General features: G+C 72.0%; 20 protein-coding genes. 15 read left to right on the forward strand and 5 right to left on the reverse strand.

Features of this window, described 5'->3' with window-relative positions; all coding sequences use genetic code 11:
• The first annotated feature begins 162 nt into the window (after positions 1-162).
• The gene (locus ABT008_RS03150) at positions 163-969 is read left to right on the forward strand and encodes an SDR family NAD(P)-dependent oxidoreductase (RefSeq protein ID WP_350693198.1); all 807 of its coding nucleotides are present in this window, start codon (positions 163-165) and stop codon (positions 967-969) included.
• 34 nt (positions 970-1,003) lie between these two features.
• Positions 1,004-1,432 (forward strand): Rv0361 family membrane protein, encoded by a 429-nt coding sequence (locus ABT008_RS03155; RefSeq protein ID WP_350693200.1) that lies wholly within the window; start codon positions 1,004-1,006, stop codon positions 1,430-1,432.
• A 64-nt stretch (positions 1,433-1,496) separates the two neighbouring features.
• Here the strand turns inward: ABT008_RS03155 and ABT008_RS03160 are convergent, their stop codons facing one another.
• On the reverse strand, positions 1,497-2,477 hold the full coding sequence (locus tag ABT008_RS03160; protein ID WP_350693202.1) for a LuxR C-terminal-related transcriptional regulator: 981 nt from the start codon (positions 2,475-2,477) through the stop codon (positions 1,497-1,499).
• Positions 2,478-2,711: 234 nt separating this feature from the next.
• On the opposite strand from ABT008_RS03160, the gene ABT008_RS03165 reads away from it, so the two are divergent.
• The 3 genes from ABT008_RS03165 (at position 2,712) to ABT008_RS03175 (ending at position 4,046) form a co-directional block, all read left to right on the forward strand.
• Positions 2,712-2,852, forward strand: a complete 141-nt coding sequence (locus ABT008_RS03165) for a hypothetical protein (protein WP_350693204.1) — start codon at positions 2,712-2,714, stop codon at positions 2,850-2,852.
• Between the two features lie 7 nt (positions 2,853-2,859).
• Positions 2,860-3,192: a hypothetical protein gene (locus ABT008_RS03170; protein ID WP_350693206.1), complete on the forward strand. Its 333-nt coding sequence runs from the start codon at positions 2,860-2,862 to the stop codon at positions 3,190-3,192.
• Positions 3,193-3,401: 209 nt separating this feature from the next.
• Complete coding sequence (locus tag ABT008_RS03175) at positions 3,402-4,046, forward strand: hypothetical protein (protein ID WP_350693208.1); 645 nt, start codon at positions 3,402-3,404, stop codon at positions 4,044-4,046.
• Here ABT008_RS03175 and ABT008_RS03180 read toward each other — a convergent pair whose 3' ends face one another.
• The 3 genes from ABT008_RS03180 to ABT008_RS03190 all read right to left on the reverse strand — a co-directional run bounded on the left by ABT008_RS03180 (position 4,047) and on the right by ABT008_RS03190 (position 7,395).
• Complete coding sequence (locus ABT008_RS03180; protein ID WP_350693210.1) at positions 4,047-4,610, reverse strand: DUF5825 family protein; 564 nt, start codon at positions 4,608-4,610, stop codon at positions 4,047-4,049.
• 5 nt (positions 4,611-4,615) lie between these two features.
• Positions 4,616-6,445, reverse strand: a complete 1,830-nt coding sequence (locus ABT008_RS03185; RefSeq protein WP_350693211.1) for a RiPP maturation radical SAM C-methyltransferase — start codon at positions 6,443-6,445, stop codon at positions 4,616-4,618.
• 179 nt (positions 6,446-6,624) lie between these two features.
• Positions 6,625-7,395, reverse strand: coding sequence for a ferritin-like domain-containing protein (locus ABT008_RS03190; protein WP_350693213.1), 771 nt, complete (start codon positions 7,393-7,395; stop codon positions 6,625-6,627).
• 242 nt (positions 7,396-7,637) lie between these two features.
• On the opposite strand from ABT008_RS03190, the gene ABT008_RS03195 reads away from it, so the two are divergent.
• The 6 genes from ABT008_RS03195 (at position 7,638) to ABT008_RS03220 (ending at position 14,357) form a co-directional block, all read left to right on the forward strand.
• Positions 7,638-8,996 carry an MFS transporter gene (locus ABT008_RS03195; protein WP_350693215.1) on the forward strand — a complete coding sequence of 453 codons (1,359 nt, stop codon included), beginning with the start codon at positions 7,638-7,640 and terminating at the stop codon, positions 8,994-8,996.
• A gap of 91 nt (positions 8,997-9,087) precedes the next feature.
• Positions 9,088-10,035 (forward strand): thiamine pyrophosphate-dependent enzyme, encoded by a 948-nt coding sequence (locus ABT008_RS03200; RefSeq protein ID WP_350693216.1) that lies wholly within the window; start codon positions 9,088-9,090, stop codon positions 10,033-10,035.
• On the forward strand, positions 10,032-10,997 hold the full coding sequence (locus tag ABT008_RS03205) for an alpha-ketoacid dehydrogenase subunit beta (protein WP_350693217.1): 966 nt from the start codon (positions 10,032-10,034) through the stop codon (positions 10,995-10,997). The genes ABT008_RS03200 and ABT008_RS03205 overlap by 4 nt, the downstream gene beginning before the upstream one ends.
• 2 nt (positions 10,998-10,999) lie before the next feature.
• Positions 11,000-12,313 (forward strand): aminotransferase family protein, encoded by a 1,314-nt coding sequence (locus ABT008_RS03210; protein ID WP_350693219.1) that lies wholly within the window; start codon positions 11,000-11,002, stop codon positions 12,311-12,313.
• 93 nt (positions 12,314-12,406) lie between these two features.
• Positions 12,407-13,321: a lytic polysaccharide monooxygenase auxiliary activity family 9 protein gene (locus ABT008_RS03215; protein ID WP_350693221.1), complete on the forward strand. Its 915-nt coding sequence runs from the start codon at positions 12,407-12,409 to the stop codon at positions 13,319-13,321.
• Between the two features lie 67 nt (positions 13,322-13,388).
• Positions 13,389-14,357, forward strand: a complete 969-nt coding sequence (locus ABT008_RS03220; protein WP_350693223.1) for an aldo/keto reductase — start codon at positions 13,389-13,391, stop codon at positions 14,355-14,357.
• Positions 14,358-14,399: 42 nt separating this feature from the next.
• Here ABT008_RS03220 and ABT008_RS03225 read toward each other — a convergent pair whose 3' ends face one another.
• On the reverse strand, positions 14,400-14,855 hold the full coding sequence (locus tag ABT008_RS03225; RefSeq protein ID WP_350693224.1) for a GNAT family N-acetyltransferase: 456 nt from the start codon (positions 14,853-14,855) through the stop codon (positions 14,400-14,402).
• A gap of 83 nt (positions 14,856-14,938) precedes the next feature.
• Here ABT008_RS03225 and ABT008_RS03230 point away from each other — a divergent pair, with 83 nt between their 5' ends.
• The 4 genes from ABT008_RS03230 to ABT008_RS03245 are packed head-to-tail and all read left to right on the forward strand — an operon-like array spanning position 14,939 to position 19,603.
• The gene (locus ABT008_RS03230) at positions 14,939-15,541 is read left to right on the forward strand and encodes a TetR/AcrR family transcriptional regulator (protein ID WP_350693226.1); all 603 of its coding nucleotides are present in this window, start codon (positions 14,939-14,941) and stop codon (positions 15,539-15,541) included.
• Positions 15,542-15,589: 48 nt separating this feature from the next.
• Complete coding sequence (locus ABT008_RS03235; RefSeq protein WP_350694040.1) at positions 15,590-17,176, forward strand: magnesium chelatase ATPase subunit I; 1,587 nt, start codon at positions 15,590-15,592, stop codon at positions 17,174-17,176.
• Positions 17,177-17,178: 2 nt separating this feature from the next.
• Positions 17,179-19,131: a vWA domain-containing protein gene (locus tag ABT008_RS03240; protein ID WP_350693227.1), complete on the forward strand. Its 1,953-nt coding sequence runs from the start codon at positions 17,179-17,181 to the stop codon at positions 19,129-19,131.
• A gap of 10 nt (positions 19,132-19,141) precedes the next feature.
• On the forward strand, positions 19,142-19,603 hold the full coding sequence (locus ABT008_RS03245) for a hypothetical protein (protein WP_350693229.1): 462 nt from the start codon (positions 19,142-19,144) through the stop codon (positions 19,601-19,603).
• The last annotated feature ends 9 nt before the right edge of the window (positions 19,604-19,612 follow it).

Raw genomic sequence — 19,612 nt, forward strand, 5'->3', positions numbered from 1 at the left:
GGTCGGGGGCTGGGGGGGGGTGTGTTTGGGGGGGGGGGGGGGGTGGGGGGGGGGGGGGGGGGGGGGGGGGGGGGGGGGGGGGGGGGGGGGCGCCCCCCCCCCGGGGGGGGGGGCCCCCCCCCCCCCCCCCCCCACGACCCACACGAGAACTGGGAGAGTTCGATGCGGACGGTAATCATCTCCGGTGCCTCCAGCGGCATCGGCTGGGCCACGGCCCAACGGTTCGCCGCCGGCGGGGACCGGGTGTTCAACCTGGACGTGCAGGCCCCCGCCGATCCGCAGAACCCGGCGGTCACGTGGATCGAGACCGACGTCGCGGACTGGTCGGCGGTCCGCGATGCGGTGGCGCAGGTCGCCGAGACCGCGCCGATCGACGTGGTGATCGCCAACGCCGGCATCAGCGTGCGACACGGGGTGCTGGAGCTGACCGAGGCCGACGCGCGCCGCGTCGTCGACGTGAACCTGCTGGGCGTACTCGGGCTGTGGCAGGCGGCGGCCCGGGTGATGGTGCGGCAACGGGCCGGCGTGCTGCTGGCCACCGCCTCGGTCAACGGCGCGCGGGGCTACCCGCTCTACGCCGACTACAACGCGACCAAGGCCGGCATCGTGGCGCTGTGCCGCACGTTCGCCCTGGAGCTGAGCCCGTGGATCCGGGTGGCCTGTGTCAGCCCGGGTGCGGTGCTGACGCCGATGCAACTGGCCGAGTACACGCCGGCCATGCTCGACGAGGTGAACGCAAAGATCCCCGCCGGACGGCACGCGTCTCCGGAGGAGATCGCGGCGGCCTTCCACTACCTCGCCTCCCCGGAGGCGAGCTTCCTCACCGGGCAGGAACTGGTCATCGACGGCGCGGAGACCGCCGGAGCGACCACCGCCGTGTTCGGTGCCGACACGAGCGAACGGAGTGAGCAGATCATCGAGGCAGACGCGCCCCAGGGCGGGACGACGCGGAGCGGGGTGCCGGCATGAGGAAGCAGGGGACGACGCGGAGCGGAGTGCCGGCATGAGGAAGCAGGAGTCGGAGCAGACCAGGAAGACGGTGTTGCTGGTGGTGGTCGGTGCGGTCGTGTTGCTGGTGCTCGCCGGGGCGGGTTCGGCCGTCTTCCTGACGGCGCGCAGCGGTGGTGTCGCCAAGGACGTGGTGGACGACTACTACCGCGCGTTGGAGGAGCGGCGTTTCGACGACGCGTACGGGTCGCTCTGCGCCGAGGTACGCGCCGACCAGTCCCGGGAGGCGTTCACCTCGGCGGCCGAGGCGCGGCTGCCCAGTTCCCACGAGATGACCGGTGAGCTGCGGGTCAACGGCCTGCCGTGGAAGACCACCGGCACGGTCGGGGTCAGCGTCAGCTACGCCGACGGCACCACGCAGGCGCGGATGGTGTCGATGCTCCGCGAGGACGGCGACTGGCTCATCTGCGAGCCGTCGGTGTGACCTGCCGCGCCCTCGCCCCGTGGCACCGCGCCGCGGGACTTCCCGGGGCGGGGCGCGGACCGGGTCACAGCCAGCGTTGCCGTACGGCGTTGGCGCCGGCCTGGAAGCGGCTCTCGGCGCCCAGTCGGGTGGTCAGGTCGGACATCATCCGCTGCACGGTGCGGACCGACAGACCGAGTTTGCGGGCAGTGGCCTCGTCGGTGTAGCCGTCGCCGAGCAGTTGGAGCAACTGCCGCTCGGTCGGTTCCAGCCCGTTCTCGTCGGCGCTGGCCGTGGAGCCGAACGGTGTCGCGGTGGACCAGGCGTGGTCGAACAGCGAGCTGAGGGCGGCGGTGATCCCCGGGTTGTGGATCTCGATGGCGCCCTTGCGGGCGTCGGTGGGGTCGACCGGCAGCAGCGCGATGCGGCGGTCCACGATGATCATCTGGAACAGCACCACCGGCAGGCAGCGGGTCTCGCCGCCGAGGCTGTTGAACCAGCGGGCGTAGGCGAGCGTGTCGGGGTCGTTGCGGAAGCTCTCCTGATAGATCGACTTGATGGTCACGCCCCGCTCCAGGGCCTCCTGGTTGACCGGTTTGCTGGCGGCCATCGCGTCCGGCCGGTGTGCGCCACCCGGGTTGAACGAGAGGCACTCCACCTGCGTCAGCCGGGCGAGTTCCTGGAGGCGTTGGCGTACCGAGTCGAGTTGCACGATCTGGATCAGTTGGTGCTGCTGGTCCGGCTGGTCGACGTGGTGCGCCTCGGAGAGCGCGTCGATCGCCGCCTGGGTCGCCTCGATCTCGTACTGCTGTTGGGCGATGTCCGCCTTGGCGCGGGCGAGCAGCGCCGCGAGGCCGACCTTGGGACTGGTCGGCGTGATCTTGCCGGGGCTGACCGGCGACTCACGGACCAGGGCGAGTTCGATCAGCTCGTCGAGTGCGTCGTGCACCTGCCGCGCGTCGATCCGCAGGGACTCGGCGATCTCGGCGACCCCCCAGGTCGACTGGCGCAACATGGTCATGTAAACGGCCTCTGCGGTGGTCGATATGCCCAGGGTGCTGAACACACTGCTCCCTCCCACTCGTACTCCGTGCCCGACCGGTGGCGTGCCGGAAAGAGATTGTCAGACGGCAAAGACGGCTGGCAAGATCCTGCCACCCTGACGTGAACCCGCCTGGCGCGATCCCGTCACTTGGATCTTGTTGACCGTATCCGGGCGTCGCAAGAGACTGGCTTCGCCGACGCGGTAATCGGGGAAACCGTTAGGCAGGTTGCCTGATTCGGGAAGGAAAGTGGCTGTATGTCTCGTCGCCTGAAGTTCGCCCTTGCCGCCCTGGCTCTTGTGGTCAGCGCCTCCGCTCCGCTGCTCGGCGAGCGCGTTCCCCTCAACAAGACCGAAGGCCCGACCGCCGGGTACTCCTGGGGAATGCCGCTGCGCTAGGTCGCTGATGCCGTTCGCTGAACGTGGGGGCGTGTTGGCGGGGGATGTCTACGACACATTGGATGGAAACGTGCAGCTGTCAGCCGTAACGCTCATTCCGGTGACGACGGCACGGACGCCGCTGACGCCCGAACGGCTAAGGGACCTGATTCTCGGCTGTCGTGTGGATGGCGACCGAGTCGAACACGTCAAGGTGATAGAACGAGCGGGGTTGATGTGGATAGGGGCCTATGTCGCTATCTGTGACATGAGATCCGCCGAACTGAGTCTGGCTGATCTCTGTGTGCGGGCCGCCGCGCGACTGGACGGCTGGGAAGTGATCCGACAGTGGGAGCTGTGATCATCGTCCGGCCGCGCGGCGACCGACACCCGCTCTGAATGGGCGCGGAGAGTCTATCGCTGACTCTCCGTGGTCCGGTGGAAATGCAGTAGGACCGTGCCGGCCTATGGCTGGTCGGTGACGCGCGCCGTTATCGATGGGCATATAAGGTGATATACGATAGCCCAAGCTCTATACCCGTCCGTTCCACCATCACTGACAGAAACCTCGTGCAGCGGGCCGCCTATCAGGACCGGCGTGTACTCAGCGCCGACATCAGCGCCCTGCTGCTCAGCGCCGAACTGACCGATCTGACCCGGACCGAGCTCCTGGTCGTGGCGCCTATACCCGGTCAGATGCCGCTGCCGGCGGAGGTGTTCGGCGAGCTACGGGCCCGCAACCTGACGGTCCGCCTGCTCTTCACGCCCGGCCGGGAGCCGCTGGCCGAGCCGGTGGCCGCCCTCGCCCGGGACGGGATCGCGCTGCCGGCCCCGGTGGACCTGCCCTACTTCCTCGTGGTGCGGGACCGGGCCGTGGTCTATCTGCCCCACCAGGATCCGGTGCATCCGGGCAACGGTCGGCTGACCCGGATCCGCAGCGTGGTGATGGGTGACTCGCTGGCCACGGTGTTCGGCCTGATGTGGGACACCGCGGTGCAGCGCACCCGGGCCGCCCGGACGACGACCGCCCGGGTCGACGAGGGCGAGGAGCTGATCCGCGCGCTCGGCGAGGGGCTGACCGACGACCAGGCCGCGGCGACCCTGCACATGAGCCGGCGAACCTTCGCGCGGCGGGTGTCCGACATGATGCACCGGCTCGACGCCAACACCCGATTCCAGGCCGGTGTCCATGCCGCGCGACGCGGCCTGGTCTGATCAGACCGCCAGGTATGGCACCGGCCAGTGCCGCATCCGGAACGGGAGTACGAGCGTGCGGCCGTCGGCTTCGACGGCCAGACCTGCCTCGACCGCGTCAGCGACCAGCTCCGCGTCGTCGGCCTCCGGGCGGCCGTCCGCCGACTCGGCGAGATGCTCGAACCGGTCGGCACCGTCCTCGATGACCATTCGCGAGGCCGGCTGGCCGGGCCGGACGTCCTTGATAGTGACGATCCCCGGTCCCCGGCGGTAGTAGAACGACCCGTAGCGGTAGTCCCGCGCCCAGGCAACGGTGTGGGTGACGTCGTCCAACTCCACGCCCAGGCACGGCGGCAGCAGGTGCGAATAGGTGTGCAGCGGGAACGCCGGGCGACCGCGCAGCGTCCACCGCAGCCGTACCGCGTGGCTGGTGACCGCGCGGAGCATCCGCAGCAGGTCGAGGTCCTCCGCCGGGGACTGCCCGAACCGCAGCGGCTCGGGCAGCTCGACCGCGAGCAGGCTGTACGCCGCCGGGTCGGCCCGCAGCGCGTCGAAGTCGATCACCGCGCTCGTCGCCGTCGTCATGGGAATCAGCTCACCTTCAGCGGTTCGGTGGGGGTGGCCAGGGTGATCCAGTGGCCCTGCTCGGTGAAGAGCAGTCCGTCACCGGCCAGCTTCGCCAACCAGTCCTGCAACTCCTCCGTGGTCAGGCCGTACTCGGCGACCCGTGCGGCCAGGGCCTTCGCGGTCCGTCCGTTCTCCAGCTCGCGGTACGCGGCCACGAACCCGGCTCCGGTGATGCGGTGGTCCTGCTCCGGCCAGCCGACCCGCCGGTCCTCGATCACGATCTCCTCGTCGTCGGCGCTCAGGATCCGCAGCGAGCTGGACGGGTATGCGTCGATCCAGATCCCGATCAGCTTGTGCAGCCCCTCGGCGTCGGTCTCGGAGAGCCCGGCCGGATCGGTGTCGAACAGGTAGACCATGTCGGTCAGCCGTTCCGGCGCGAGCGCGTAGACGTGGTCGTACATCTTGGCGGGCCGGCGGTTGGGGAAGCCCAACAGCGGGTTCTCGAAGTACGGGCTGAAGCGTTCCAGCAGGATCCGGGCCGCACCGGCCGGCGGTTGCAGGTGCACCAGGGCCGGCAGTTGCCGCAGGACCGCCTCGTAGTCGGCGGTGGACTCGGTCGGGAAGCCGTAGAGCCAGCTCCAGGAGACGGTCAGCGAGGCGGCCTCGCAGTCGCGCAGCGTCCGCACGTTGCGTACCCCGGTGACGCCCTTGTCCATCAGCTTGAGGACCGGGCTGACCAGCGACTCGATACCCGGCTGTACGTGGGTCACGCCGGCCTGCCGCAGCACGGTGATCTCGTCCGGGCGCAGGTTGGACTTGACCTCGTAGTGGATGCGCAGGTCCCAGTCGAGGGCGGCCACGCTGGGCAGCAGGTCCCGGTAGTAGCGGTTGTCGATGATGTTGTCGACCATGATGGCGTCCAGCGTCTGGTGGCGACGGACCAGCGAGGTCAGCTCCTCGATGACCGTCTCCGGCGCCTTGGCGCGGAACTGCATGCCGGTGCCGTTGAGGCCGCAGAAGGTGCAGTGGTGCTTCTCGCCCCACCAGCAGCCCCGCGCGCTTTCCAGCACCAGCTTCGGCTCCACGTACTCGCCGACCGGCGACTCCGCGATGAGCGCGAACCAGTCGTCGTAGTCCGGCACCGGCATCAGGGCCGGCGGGATCAGCTTGCCCTGCGGGTTGTCGTGCCGACCGTCCTGGTCACGCCAGCACAGCCCGGGTACGGCGGCCAGCTCGATCCGGCCGTCCAGCGCGTCGAGCAGGGCGGGGAAGGCGATCTCGCCCTCGCCGCGTACCACGTAGTCGACGAACGGGAAGTTCTCGTGGATCGCGGCGCCCATCATCCCGTCGCAGTTGCCGCCACCGAGCACGATGGGCACGTGCGGGGCCAGCTCCTTGATCCGCTTGGCGGTGGCGAGGCTCGGCGCGTTCTGCATGAACGTCGTGGTGAAACCGACGAGGCTGGGCTCAGTGGCGAGGATCTCGCGGGCCGCGGCGTCGACGAAACCGGCGGCGTACTCGCGCATCCGGGCGACCCGGTCGATGTCGAGACCGTGCTTCTCGGCGTACCGGCGCAGCTCCGCGACGCCGAACGAGTCGTCGCCGCGCAGGACCCCGGCGAACACCCAGTCGCCGAGCCCGTGGAACAACCCCTCCTCCGCGACCTCGGTGTACTCCGGCGGCCCCAGCTCACCGTCGGTGGCTTCGAGGAGGTACTCGGCCCAGCGGATGCCGCCGTGGTAGCTCAGTGGTTCCGGTCGGCCGGCGGCGACGGTGACGGCCTTGAGTAGTCCGATGGGCAGCGACGGGCAGTCCAGGGACTGCCACGGCATGGCCGCGAGGCAGATGGTCATCGTCTCGTCTTTCGCAGATCCGGCGCGGGTGGCAGGAGGTGGTGGGCACCGCAGGCTGCCGGTGGTCCGGGTGGGTCACCCCCACCCGGACCACCGGGATCACTCACCTGCTGGTCACAGGATGACGGCGTACTTGCAGGAGCCGTGCGTGACCTTCTTGATCGCCACCTTCTTGATCTTCATTTCCGTTCACCTCCTTCGAGGTCGAGAAAGGACAGACCGGCGGCCCGCAGTCGGGCCCGGTGCCGCCGGACGAACCAGGACCGCACCTTCTCGGGGTCGCGGCCGGTCAACCTGGCACAGGACGTCGCGATGCTGTTCAGCGCCGTGACGTCGAAGCCGATGTCGTGCCATTCCTGGCCGTGTTCGCGCCAGAGTTCGGCGCCGGCCGGGGTGGCGGAGACCCGGGAGAGATAGTTCAGACCGATGGCGATGTGCTGGATCTCGTCGGTCCGCACCGCCTCGTACAGCCGGGCCAGCGGGTCACCGGCGAAGATCTCGCCGAACAGGATGAACTCGTCCGACGCGAGTCCTTCGAGAATGGTGTGCACGAGTGCCCGGCCCATGTGCGGCAGGCTCAGCAGCATCTCGTCGAGCGGCTCCATCGCCTCCTGCGCGTCCGGTTCGACGTCGCCGCCGATCGCGCGGGCGTACTGGTAGAAGGCGTCCGCGTGGCGGGCCTCGTCCGCGGTGGCCAGGGCCAGGCTGAAGCGGAACGGCGCGTCCTCGGTGTTCGCCGCCAGCGTGGCGGCGGCGACCAGGCCGGCCTGCTCGGCGTAGTACCCGCGCGAGGCGGCCCGCCAGGCGATCTCGGTGCGGTCCCAGTCCTTGCGGCGCAGTCCGTCGCCGATGATGTCGCTCGCCCGCCACGCCTTCTTGTCCCGGGTCACCCCGAAGACGCGGTACGCGACGGCGTCGTTGTCGAGTTCATCGTGACGAATGAGGACCATGGCCAGCTCCACTACCGACAGGGGAAGGGGATCTCGGCGCCACGTCCGGCACGGTGGCCCGGCGGCGAACCCGTGGGTTCGGCTGGGACCGGCCAGGTGCCTCGTGTCCTGCCTGCGGCCGGTGCTACCAGCCACTTCTCCGCCCGGAGCTTGGCGAAACGGTAACGGCGGTGTGCACCATGGTCAAGGTGCCCGTCGGGCGGTGGCACGGACGTGCCACCCGTACGGCATACCCTGCGCTGATGTTTGCGGGACTGGGGCGGCTGCGGCGCCGGGTGGAGGGTCTGGGCCCGTTGGTCGCGGCGCACGGGACCGGTGTGATCGGCACCGAGATCACCGCGCTGGCGCTGCCCACGCTGGCGATCCTCCACCTGGGAGCGTCACCGTTCGTTGCCAGCGCGTTGTTCGCGATCGAGTTCGGCACGCACGCCCTCGCGTCGCCGATGCTCGGAGTGGTGGTCGACCGGACCCGATCGCCGCGCCGCCTGCTCGTCGGCGGGAGTCTCGGCTACGCGGCCGTGGTCGCCACGGTGCCGGTCGCCGGCCTGCTCGGCGTGCTCTCCATCCCGATGCTGGCCGTGGTCGCGGTCGTCGCCGGTGGACTCGGTGCCCTGGTCACGATCGGCCTCCAGGCCGCGATACCGCGCCTGGTGCCGGCCGAGCGGCTGGTGCAGGCGAACTCGGCGATGGCCGGGGCCCGGTCGGTCGGGCAGGTGGCCGGTCCCGCCCTCGCCGGCTGGCTGATCCAGGTGGCCGGTGCCGCCGCCGCGATGGGCGTCGACGCGCTGGCCCGGCTGCTCAGCGTGGTCGCGTACGCCCGGCTGCGGATCGGTGCCCGCACCGGTCCCGCCGCCACCTCCGACGGTACGGCGGGCAGCATGCTCGACCAGTTGCGTGAGGGAGTGGCGGCGATGCGCCAGCGCCCGGTGCTGGTCCGGGTGGCGGTGACGGCGGCGGCCCTCAACTTCGGTGGGTCGGCGCTCGGCGCCCTCTATCTCGTCTACGCCTACCAGCACCTGCACCTGTCACCCGGGCTGATCGGCATCACCTACGTGGTCAGCAGCGTGGTGTCCCTGCTGGCCGTCACGGTGGCGGGCCGGGTGATCCGCCGGCTCGGCATGACCCGGGTGGTGCCGGTCTTCGCCCCGCTGGCCGGTGCCGCGCTGTTCCTGATCCCGGCCGCCACCGTCGCCCCGCCCTTCGTCACCCTCGTGGTCTACGAGGCGATCTTCGCGTTCTGCGCCACCGTCTGGTTCATCGCGACCACCACCCTCCAGCAGTCGCTCGTACCCGCCCACCAACTGGGCCGGGTGATCGCGCTCGGGCGGGCCGCGACGACCTTCGCGATCCCGGTCGGCGCGCTGCTCGGTGGAGCCCTGGCGCAGTGGTGGGGGCTGGTGCCCACACTGATCCTGTTCGCCTCCGCCGCGCTGCTCGGCGGCTGCGTGAGCAGCCTGCGTGGCGGCGGTACCGAACTGCCCGGCCCGGAAGATGGCACGATCTCGCCAATCGACCGATCCGACGGTGACGACCAGGTTGGCAGCATCGCGCCATCCTCGGGGCCAGCCGTTGACGCCGCACCTCGTCGACCCGAAAGTTGAACCGGCATCACGTTTGGCGCACCGCGTTCTGCGATCTCCGCCCGGGACCGCACTCGCTGAGAAGCCAACGACGGGAAGCACCATGGACCTGTTGTCCGCCTACCGTGACATGCTCACCATCCGACTCTTCGAGGAAAGTCTGCTGCGGTGCGCGGAGCAGGGCCTGGTGCCCGGCGCGATCCATCCGTACACCGGCCAGGAGGCGGTCGCCGTCGGTGTGCTGGGCGCCCGGGACCCCGCCGAGTGGGTGGTGAGCTTCTACCGCTGCCACGGTCACGCCCTCGCCGCCGGCTGCCCGCCCGAACGGGTGATGCGCGAGGTCCTCGGTCGTCGTGGTGGCCTCTGCGGCGGCAAGTCCGGCTCGATGCACCTCGCCGACCGCACCCACCGTCTGCTCGGCTCGACGTCGATCGTCGCCGCCCAGATTCCGATCGCCGCCGGTGCCGCGATGGCCGCCCGGCTCGACGGGGACGGGCGCGCCGTGCTGGTCTTCTGCGGTGACGGCGCGCTCGGTGCCGGTGGCGCGTACGAGACGCTCACCATCGCCGCCGCCCAGCGGCTGCCGCTGCTGGTGGTCTGCGAGGACAACGGTTGGCAGGACCAGACGGCCAGTGCCCTGGTACGCCACCTGAGCCCCGTCGAACTCGTCGCCGGGCTGAAGCTGCCGTACGTCGAGGTCGACGGCAACGACGTCGAGGCGGTGCACGACGCGGCCGACACCGCGTTGGCGGCCTGCCGCGCCGGCACCGGACCCCAGGTCGTCGTGGCGCACACCTACCTGCGTGACTTCCACACCCAGCTCGGGCAGCACCCGCCGGCGCAGTACCGGCCCGAGGAGGAACGGCGACGGTGGGCGGAACGCGATCCGCTGACCATGGCCGCCGGACGACTCACGGCCGACCTGAACGCGCTGCATGCCGAGGTGGCCGCCGAGGTCGACGCGGTGTTGCGGGCGGCGCTCGCCGCCGAGGACCCGGATCCGGCCACCGCGACCACCGGCGTGACCGTCACCGCGGACCTGATCGGGGCGGGCCGATGAGCCGCCGCCACCCGATCGGCGAGGCGGTCCGCGAGGCGTTCACCGAGCAGCCGACCCTGAGTCACTTCAGCACCTTCCAGCAGGAGGACCTGGTCGCGCAGTTCGGCCCCGAGCGGATGGTCCGGATGCCGATCGCGGAGAACGCGATGCTCGGCATGGCCCTGGGCATGGCCCTGGTGGGCCGGCGGGTGCTGTTCAGCGTCAACCGGGTGGCGTTCCTGTTCAGCGCGTTCGACCAGCTGGTCAACCAGGTCACCACCTGGCGGTACATGAGCGACGGCCAGTTCTCGGTGCCGCTGGTGATCCGGGGCGTCACCCAGGGCGGCGAGCACCTCGGCGCGCAGCACGAACACGTGCCGTACGGCATGCTCAGCCAGATCCCCGGCCTGGTCGTCGCCGTACCCGGCTCGCCGAACGCGGTCGGCGGCCTGCTGCGGACCGCGTTGCGTCACCCCGACCCGGTCGTCCTGCTGGAGTCACCGCGCCTGTTCACCCCCACCTGGACCGACCTGCCCGAGCCCGAGCCGTCCGCGGACCCGCTGCCGTTCGGCGTCGCCGGGCTGGCCCGGCCCGGTGACGACCTGACCCTGGTCGGGATCGGCAACACGCTCATCGAGAGCATGCTGGCCGCGCGGCGGCTGGCGGAGCACGGCCTCCAGGCCCGGGTGGTCGACCTGCGGACGGCGGCGCCCCTGGACCGGGACGGGGTCGCCGCGATGGTGGTGCCCGACCGGCCGGTGATCCTGGTCGACGAACAGCCCCGCGCCGGGTCCGTGCTGACCGACCTGGCCTATCACCTGGTAAGCACCGGCGCCGCCCGCCCCGAGCACGTCGAGCTGCTCACCGGCGTCCCGGTTCCCACGCCGGTGAGCCCGGCGCTGCTCGACGGCCTGCTACCCGACGCGGACCGGATCGTCCGCGCGGCACTCGACACCTCGGCCCCCCTCACCCCGCGGAGATGACCATGACGAACAGCGAGTACGCGGTCTGGCACGGCCTCACGCCGATGGGCCCGCACCTGCGGGAGAACGGCCCCGACCTGTTCCTGGTCAGCGGTGCCGGCAGCCACCTGGAGGACGCCGCCGGACGGCGGTACCTGGACGCCCGTTCGTCGATGTGGAACGTCACGCTGGGCTACTCGTGCGAGTCGGTGAAGCAGGCGATGACCCGCCAGCTCGACGTGCTGCCCAGCGGCACCGTGATGCGCTACGAGCATCCGCCGCAGGTCACCGTCGACTACGCCGCCGCGCTCGTGGCGCTGCTGCCGCAGCCGCTGCGGCACGTACGCTTCGGCAACACCGGCAGCCAGATGACCGAGGCGGCGGCGATGCTGTCCCGGTTCTACCGCCGGATGACCGGCGAGACGGACCGGCACACCGTGATCGCGCTGCACGACGCGTACCACGGGACCGGACCTCTGGCCACGGCGCTGACCGACGAGCCGATCCTGCACGACTACTCCGCCCCGATCGACGGGCACGTGGTGCACGTGACGACGCCGCCGCCGGTGGCCTGCGACCCCGACGCGTGCACCGGCGAGTGCGTACGCCCGGTCCTCGACGCCATCGAGTCGGTCGGCGTCGAGCGGGTGACGGCGGTGATGTTCGAGCCGGTCTCCGGCACCTCGTTCCTGCCCGCGCCCGAGCACTACCTGGAGACGCTGATCGTCGAGTGTCGCCGCCGGGGCATCCACACCATCGCCGACGAGGTGACCACCGGCGCCGGCCGGGTCGCCGCGATGACCTACGTCGAGCGGCTCGCCGAGGTCCCCGACATGCTGGTGCTCGGCAAGGGCCTGAGCGCCGGCTACTTCCCGCTCGCCGCCCTGGTCGTGGCGAGCGATATCTACGACGCCCTCGCCGACCCGCCCGTGCGGCTCGGCTTTCCCAACGGCTCCACCACCGACGGCCACCCGATCGGCGCGGCGGCCGGGCTGGCGGTGCTCGACATCCTCACCGCCGACGGCTTCCTCCCCGCGGTGCGCCGACGCGGTGCCGAACTGGTCGAGATGCTGAACGCCGCGTCGCAGGCGGATCCCCGGATCGGTGCGGTCCGCGGCATCGGCATGATGCTCGGCGTCGAGCTGCGCGACGCCGACGGCGAACTCTGGTCGTTGCGCGACGTCCACAACCTGCGCGGGGTGTGCCGCGAGTACGGGCTGTTGACCAGCTACGCGAGCGGCGTGATGCCGTTGCTGCCGCACCTGACCGTCTCCACCGACGACTGCCGTGAACTGGTGGAGCGGTTCGCCAAGGCGGTGGCCGCGTACCGCTCCTGACGCCGGCCGTTCGGGTCGCTCACCAGATCCGGGCCGGGGAGATCGAACTGTCGACGCCTCCGGCCCGTACTGGTGCGTGGGAGGTCCGAGAACATGGCCGTACGTCGAGTTGTCGTCGTCGCGTTGGTCGCCCTCGTCGGGACGACGACCGGTGCGCTGCCCGCCGCCGCGCAGGGTGCCCCGACGTACCCGGTCAGCCGCTCGGCCGCGTGCGCGCCGGACGGGCCGCACGTGGGCACGTCGGCCTGCCTGGCGGCGGTGCAGGAGGGCGCCGCGCTGCGCGAGTGGGACAACGTCCGGGTGTACGGCGTCGACGGCCGGGACCGGGACGTGATCCCCGACGGGGAGCTGTGCAGCGGCGGCCTGTCCGCGTACCGGGGGCTGGACCTGCCGCGTACCGACTGGCCGGCGACGCCGCTGACCGCCGGCGCGGAGTTCGCCTTCCAGTACCGCGCGACCGCGGCGCAGAAGGGCACCTTCCGGCTCTACCTGACCCGTGAGGGCTACACCCCGTCGAGGAAGCTGACCTGGGCGGACCTGGACCGGCTGCCCTTCCTGCGGATCACCGACCCGCCGCTGCGGGACGGGACGTACCTGATGTCCGGCCGGTTGCCGGCGGACCGCAGCGGCCGGCACGTGATCTACACGATCTGGCAGCACTCGGACACCGCCGACACCTACTACTCCTGCTCGGACGTGGACGTCGTGGCGGTCGACGCGTTGCGGCCGGGCAGCATCACGCCGGCAGGCTCCGCCGGTGGCACCCCGGAGGCCGAGAACGGGCTGCCGGGCGTCGGTGCCGACGCGACCACCGAGGTCGCCGACAACGTACCGGTCGCCGCGGTCACCTACCTGGACGGCCGCCGCTGGCCGCTGGTCGCGGGCGGCCTGCTGCTCACGTTGCTGCTCGTGTCGATCGCCCTGCGGCTGCGCGGCTCGCGCGGCGGGCCACCGAAGGGACCCGCCTGCACCGTCCGCAACCACCGGGCCAACCCGCGCCCCTGGTGACCGTCCGGCGCGGCCTCGCCCGCCGGACCGGCGGCCGGGGAACGACGCGGCGGGTACGGTCGACGTCATGCGCTACGTGCAGCTCGACACCCCGAAGCCCCTGTCCAAGATCGGTCTCGGCACCTGGCAGTTCGGCTCGCGGGAGTGGGGCTACGGCCCCGACTACGAGCGGTTGGCGGCGGACATCGTCCGGCGCGCCGTCGAGCTGGGGGTGACCGTCTTCGACACCGCCGAGATCTACGGCCTCGGTCGCAGCGAACGGATCCTCGGCGCCGCGCTGGCCGGCGACCGGGACAAGGTCACCGTGGCCACCAAGATCTTCCCGGTGCTGCCGGTGGCGGCGGTGGTGCAGCAGCGGGCGGTCGCCTCGGCGGCCCGGCTCGGCGTCAGCAGCATCGACCTCTACCAGGTGCACTCGCCCAACCCGCTCGTCGCCGACGGCACCACCATGCGGGGCATGCGCGCGTTGCAGGACGTCGGCCTGGTCGGCGAGGTCGGGGTGAGCAACTACAGCCTGCGCCGCTGGCAGGTCGCCGAGACCGTGCTGGGTCGGCGGGTGCTGAGCAACCAGGTCCGCTACAGCATGGTGGACCGCAAGCCGGAGCAGGACCTGCTGCCGTACGCGGAGCAGGCGGGCCGGGTCGTCATCGCGTACAGCCCGCTGGCCCAGGGATTCCTTTCCGGCCGGTACGACGTGCGGCACCCACCGGTCGGCGCGATCCGCCGGGCCAACCCGTACTTCCTGCCGGAGAACCTGGCCCGGGGCGCGGCCCTGATCGAGACGCTGCGTCAGGTGGCCGCCGCCCACGACGCCACGCCGAGCCAGATCGCCCTGGCGTACGTGCTGCGGCACCCGAACGTGGTGGCCATCCCCGGGGCGTCCAGCGTGGAGCAGATGGAGCGCAACGCCGCCGCCGCCGAGATCGACCTGACCGAGGACGAGTACGCCGCCCTGGTCAACGCGGCCCGGGCGTTCCGCCCACTGACCGGCCTGGCCGCCGTACCACGCATGATCAAGGCCCGCGTCCGCCGCTGACCGACTCGCCCCGGTGCCCGCCGCTGGCGCGGCGGCGGTTCCTCAGGGCAGGTCGCGGGCGTAACAGACGGAGAGCGGCGCACCCCGGTACGGGCCGAAGTTCTCGATGGGCCGGTAGCCCTCGCGTTCGTAGAAGCGCTGCGCGTCGGGCTGGGCGGTGCCGGTCTCCAGCAGCAGGGTGCGCACTCCGGCCTGGCGGGCCGCGTCCTCCAGGGCGCGCAGGATGGCGACGGCCACGCCGGTGCCCCGGGCCGGCGGGACGACGTACATCCGCTTGATCTCGGCCGATCCGGGGCCGAGCAGGCGCAGGCCGCCGCAGCCCACGGCGGTGCCGGTGGCGTCCCGGGCGACGAGGAAGACGCTGATCGTCTCGGCGCTCGGCGGCGCGCCCGGTTCGTGGTCGTCGCAGCCGTACCGGGCGTCGAGTTCGGCGCGCTGCGCGGCGCGTAGGCGGGTGGCGTCGGTCGAGTCCCACGGCTCGTGGTCGATGGAGACCATGGTCGTTCCCTCTCCGGTGATCCGTAACAAGCGTTACCGTAACGTACGCTACGGTATGGGGCCACGGCCAGGGGAGGGGACGGATGCCCAGACGGCGCGACCTCGCCGACCAGCAGCGTCGCCTCTCGGCGGCCACCTGGTCGGTGCTGGCCGAGCGGGGGCTGCCCGGCCTCACCCTGCGCGCGGTCGCGGAACGGGCCGGCTGCACCACCGGCATGGTGCTGCACACCTTCGCCGACAAGCAGGCGCTGCTGGTGCACGCCCGGGAGCTGTTGCATCGGCGTACCGGCCAGCGTGCCGACGCCGCCCAGGCCGACGCCGACTCGCCCCGGGCGGCGCTGCGTGCCGTGCTGTGGCAGGCCGCCTCGCCGACCGAGGAGAAGCGCGAGGAGGCGCGGGTGTGGGTCGGCTTCCTCGCCGCCGCGCTGGCCGACCCGGTCCTCGCCGACCTGCACCGCGCCTACAACCGGCGGTTCCTGGACCGGATCGGCGGCCTGGTCGCCGAGGTCCGCCCGGACTGGCCGCCGGCCGCCCACGCGGACACCGCGATCAGCCTGGTCGCGGTGGTCGAAGGGCTCAACGCGCTGGCGGCGGTCGATCCGCAGACCTACTCGGAGGAGTCGCAGCGGGTCGCCATCGACGCCGCGCTCACCCGGCTGAGCCGGGGATCCGACGGGCAGAGCTGAAAGCCGTCCGAGCGCGCTAGCGTTGGGCGGGTGACTGCACCGACCTCGATGACCCCGGTCCCGCCGGCCGACCTGCCCGGCACGCTGGGCGCGCTGCGCGCCGCCGGCCACCGGTACCGCAGCGTCAAGCAGGAACTGCGGGACAACCTGCTGGCCCAGATGCGCAGCGGCGCGCCACGCTTCCCCGGCATCGTCGGGTACGACGACACGGTGCTGCCGGAGGTGGAGCGGGCGCTGCTGGCCGGGCACGACATGGTGCTCCTCGGCGAACGGGGCCAGGGCAAGACCCGGCTCATCCGGTCACTGGTGAGCCTGCTGGACGAGTGGACCCCGGTGATCCCCGGGTCGGTGCTCAACGAGCACCCGCTGCACCCGGTCACCCCGGCGTCGCGGACGCTGGTCGCCGAGTCCGGCGACGACCTGCCGATCGGCTGGCTGCACCGCTCGATGCGGTACGGCGAGAAGCTGGCCACCCCGGACACCAGCGTCGGCGACCTGATCGGCGACGTCGACCCGATCCGGCTCGCCCAGGGCCGTACGCTCGGCGACCCCGAGACGATCCACTTCGGGCTGGTGCCGCGTACCAACCGGGGCATCTTCGCCGTCAACGAGCTGCCGGACCTGGCCGAACGCATCCAGGTGGCGATGCTCAACGTGCTGGAGGAGCGGGACATCCAGGTCCGTGGCTACCAGCTCCGGCTTCCCCTGGACCTGCTCCTGGTGGCCAGCGCCAACCCGGAGGACTACACCAACCGGGGTCGGATCATCACCCCGCTCAAGGACCGGTTCGGCGCCGAGGTCCGTACCCACTACCCGACCGACCTGGAGCGGGAACTGGAGCTGATCCGGCAGGAGGCCGACCTGGTCGCCGAGGTGCCGGAGCACGTGCTGGAGGTGCTCGCCCGGTTCGCCCGCGCGGTCCGCGAGTCGCCCTCGGTCGACCCGCGTTCCGGTGTCTCCGCCCGGTTCGCCGTCGCCGCCGCCGAGACGGTCGCCGCCGCCGCGCTGCGCCGAGCCGGCCTGCTGGCCGCCACGTCTGCCGTGCCGGGTGCGTCCGCCGTGCCTGGCGCGTCGGCCGTGCCCGCCGCGCCGGACGCATCCGCCGTACCCGGTGCGTCCGCCGTGCCCGGTGCGTCGGCCGCGCCGGGTGAGGTGTTAGCAGGGGACCCCTCCTCTACCGCAGACGTTAATAGGGGGCCCTTCCTTGCACTCGACGCGGTAGCGCGGGTGGGCGACGCGGTGTCGGTGACCTCCACCCTGCGCGGCAAGGTGGAGTTCGAGAGCGGCGAGGAGGGACGCGAGATCGAGATTCTCGGCCACCTGCTGCGCACCGCCACCGCCGACACGTTCCGGGCCCGGCTCGCCGGGCTGGACCTGTCCGGGTTCACCACACTGGTCGAGGAGGGCGAGACCGTCGAGACCGGGGAACTGGTGTCGGCGGCGGAACTGCTACGCCAGGTGGGCACCGTGCCGGGGCTGGCCAAGGTGCTCGACCGGCTTGGCGTCGGTGACGCGCCCAGCCCCGGGCAGGCCGCCGCGGCGGTCGAGTTCGTGCTGGAGGGGCTGCACCTGAGCCGTCGACTGGGCAAGGACGTGACCGACTCGGGGCGGACCCGCTACGGCGGCCGGGACTGACCATGGCCGGCAACCGGTTCCGGTACGGGCAGTGGCGGGGCGGCCCCGATCCGCTGGCGCCGCCGTACGACGTGCAGGCCGCGGTGGACCAGGTCGGCCAGGAGGTGCTGGCCGGCGGCAGCCTGCGGGACGCGCTGCGGGAACTGCTGCGCCGGGGGCCGCAGGAGCGGGGCGGGCTGGACGCGTTGACCGCCCGGGCCAGGCGGCTCCGGCGGGAGGCCCTGCGTCGGGGTGACCTGGACGGCGCGGTGACCCGGGCACAGGCCTTGCTCGACCAGGCGCTGGCCGCCGAGCGCGACGAGTTGTCCGGCCGCTCGGACGAGGCGGCCCGGTTCGCCGAGGCGACGCTGGACAACCTGCCCCGGTCCACCGCACGAGCGGTACGGGAACTGTCCGAGTACCGGTGGGCCAGCGAGGAGGCCCGGCAGACCTATCAGCGGATCCTCGACGGGTTGCGGGACGACGTACTCGGCCAGCGTTTCGCCGGGCTGCGGTCCTCGGCCCAGATGGCCGCCGACCCGGCCGTGCAGGAGCGGCTGGCCGAGATGATGCGGGACCTGAACGCCCTGCTGGCCAAGCACGCCCGCGCCGAGGACACCACCGACGCGTTCGCCGAGTTCATGCGCCGGCACGGCGACTTCTTCCCGGAACGGCCGGCCGACGTCGACGAGCTGATCGACCTGCTGGCCCGGCGGGCGGCGGCCGGGCAACGGCTGATGAACTCGCTCTCCGACCGGCAGCGGGAGGAACTCGCCGGCCTGATGCGCCAGTCGCTCGGCGACCGGCTGGCCGGGGAACTGGCCGACCTGGAGGGCAACCTGCGGGCGCTCCGTCCCGACCTGCGCTGGGGCCGGGGCGAACGGATGCGGGGCGAGCAGCCGCTCGGCTACGGCGAGGCGACCGGGGCGCTGGACGAGATCGCCGAGCTGGACGACCTGCTGGACCAGTTGGGGCAGGAGTACCCGGGGGCGACCCTGGACGACATCGACGTCGAGTCGGTGGCCCGTACGCTCGGCCGGGACGCCGCCGACGACGTACGCCGACTGCGGGAGCTGGAGCGGGAGCTGCGCCGGCAGGGCTGGGTGACCCGGGACGCCGACGGCCTGACCCTGAGCCCGAAGGCGCTCCGCCGCCTCGGTGGCACCGCGCTGCGCCAGGTCTTCGCCGAGTTGACCGCCGGGCCTCGGGGACAGCACGACCTGCGGTCGGCCGGCGCGGCCGGCGAGGTCACCGGGGCCTCCCGCCCCTGGGCGTACGGCGACGAGCAGCCCATCGACGTGGTGCGGACGCTCACCCGGGCGGTACGCCGGGCCGGCCCCGGAGTGCCGGTGCAACTGGCCGTCGAGGACTTCGAGGTGGTGGAGACCGAGCGACGGGCCTCGGCGGCGGTGGCGCTCTGTGTGGACCTGTCGTACTCGATGATCTCGCAGGGCCGGTGGGGTCCGATGAAGCAGACCGGCCTGGCCCTGGCTCACCTGATGGCGACCCGGTTCCCGCAGGACGCGCTCCAGATCATCGGGTTCGGTCGGCGGGCGGCGACACTGACCCAGCAGGAGCTGGCCGCGGTCGAGCCGGACATGACCCAGGGCACCAACCTGCAACACGCGCTGCGGCTCGCTGGCCGGCACCTACGCCGCCACCCGGACGCCGAACCGGTGGTGCTGGTGGTGACCGACGGCGAGCCGACCGCCCACCTGGACCCGGCCGACGGCGAGGCGGTGTTCCACTGGCCGTCGTTGCCGGAGACCGTCGAGGCGACCATCCGCGAGGTGGACCGGCTCGGCCGGTACGGCGCGACGCTGAATCTGTTCATGCTCGGTGACGACCCGGGGCTGCGCCGCTTCGTCGACGCGGTGGCCAAGCGCAGCGGCGGCCGGGTCTTCACCCCGGACACCGAGGACCTCGGCGAGTACGTGGTCAGCGACTACCTGCGGTCACGGCGCGGTCGCCGCTAGGCTCGGCCGGGTGGAGGTCGACGGGTTGCGGCAGGCGTATGACGCGCTGCTGACTGAGGTCGACGCGGGCGGGTTCGGGCTGCCGCCGACCGGAGGCTACCGCGCCGAACAGATCGTGGCGCACCTGGTCACCAGCGACGAGCTGATGAGCGAGGCGACCGAGGCGGTGCTCGCCGGCTCCCCGTACGCCTTCTACGAGCTGGACGAGATCCACCGCCCGGAACTGGACGCGTTGGTCGCCGAGGCCGGCGGCCTGGACGGGCTGGCCGATCGGCTTCGACTCAGCAGCGACCGCCTGGTCGCCCTGGTGGCCCGGCTCGGCGCGGGGGCCGACACGCCGGTGGAGACGCACCTGCGCGAGGGCTTCGACCTCGTCGTCGACGAGCCGCTGCCCTGGGGCCGCGTCATCGACCTGCACACTCGCGTCCACCTGCCCCGACACCTGGCCGAGTTGCGGGCACTGCGCCCCTGACACCCCGCC

The sequence above is a fragment of the Micromonospora sp. NPDC002389 genome, assembly GCF_040296095.1.
Taxonomy (GTDB): Bacteria; Actinomycetota; Actinomycetes; order Mycobacteriales; family Micromonosporaceae; genus Micromonospora.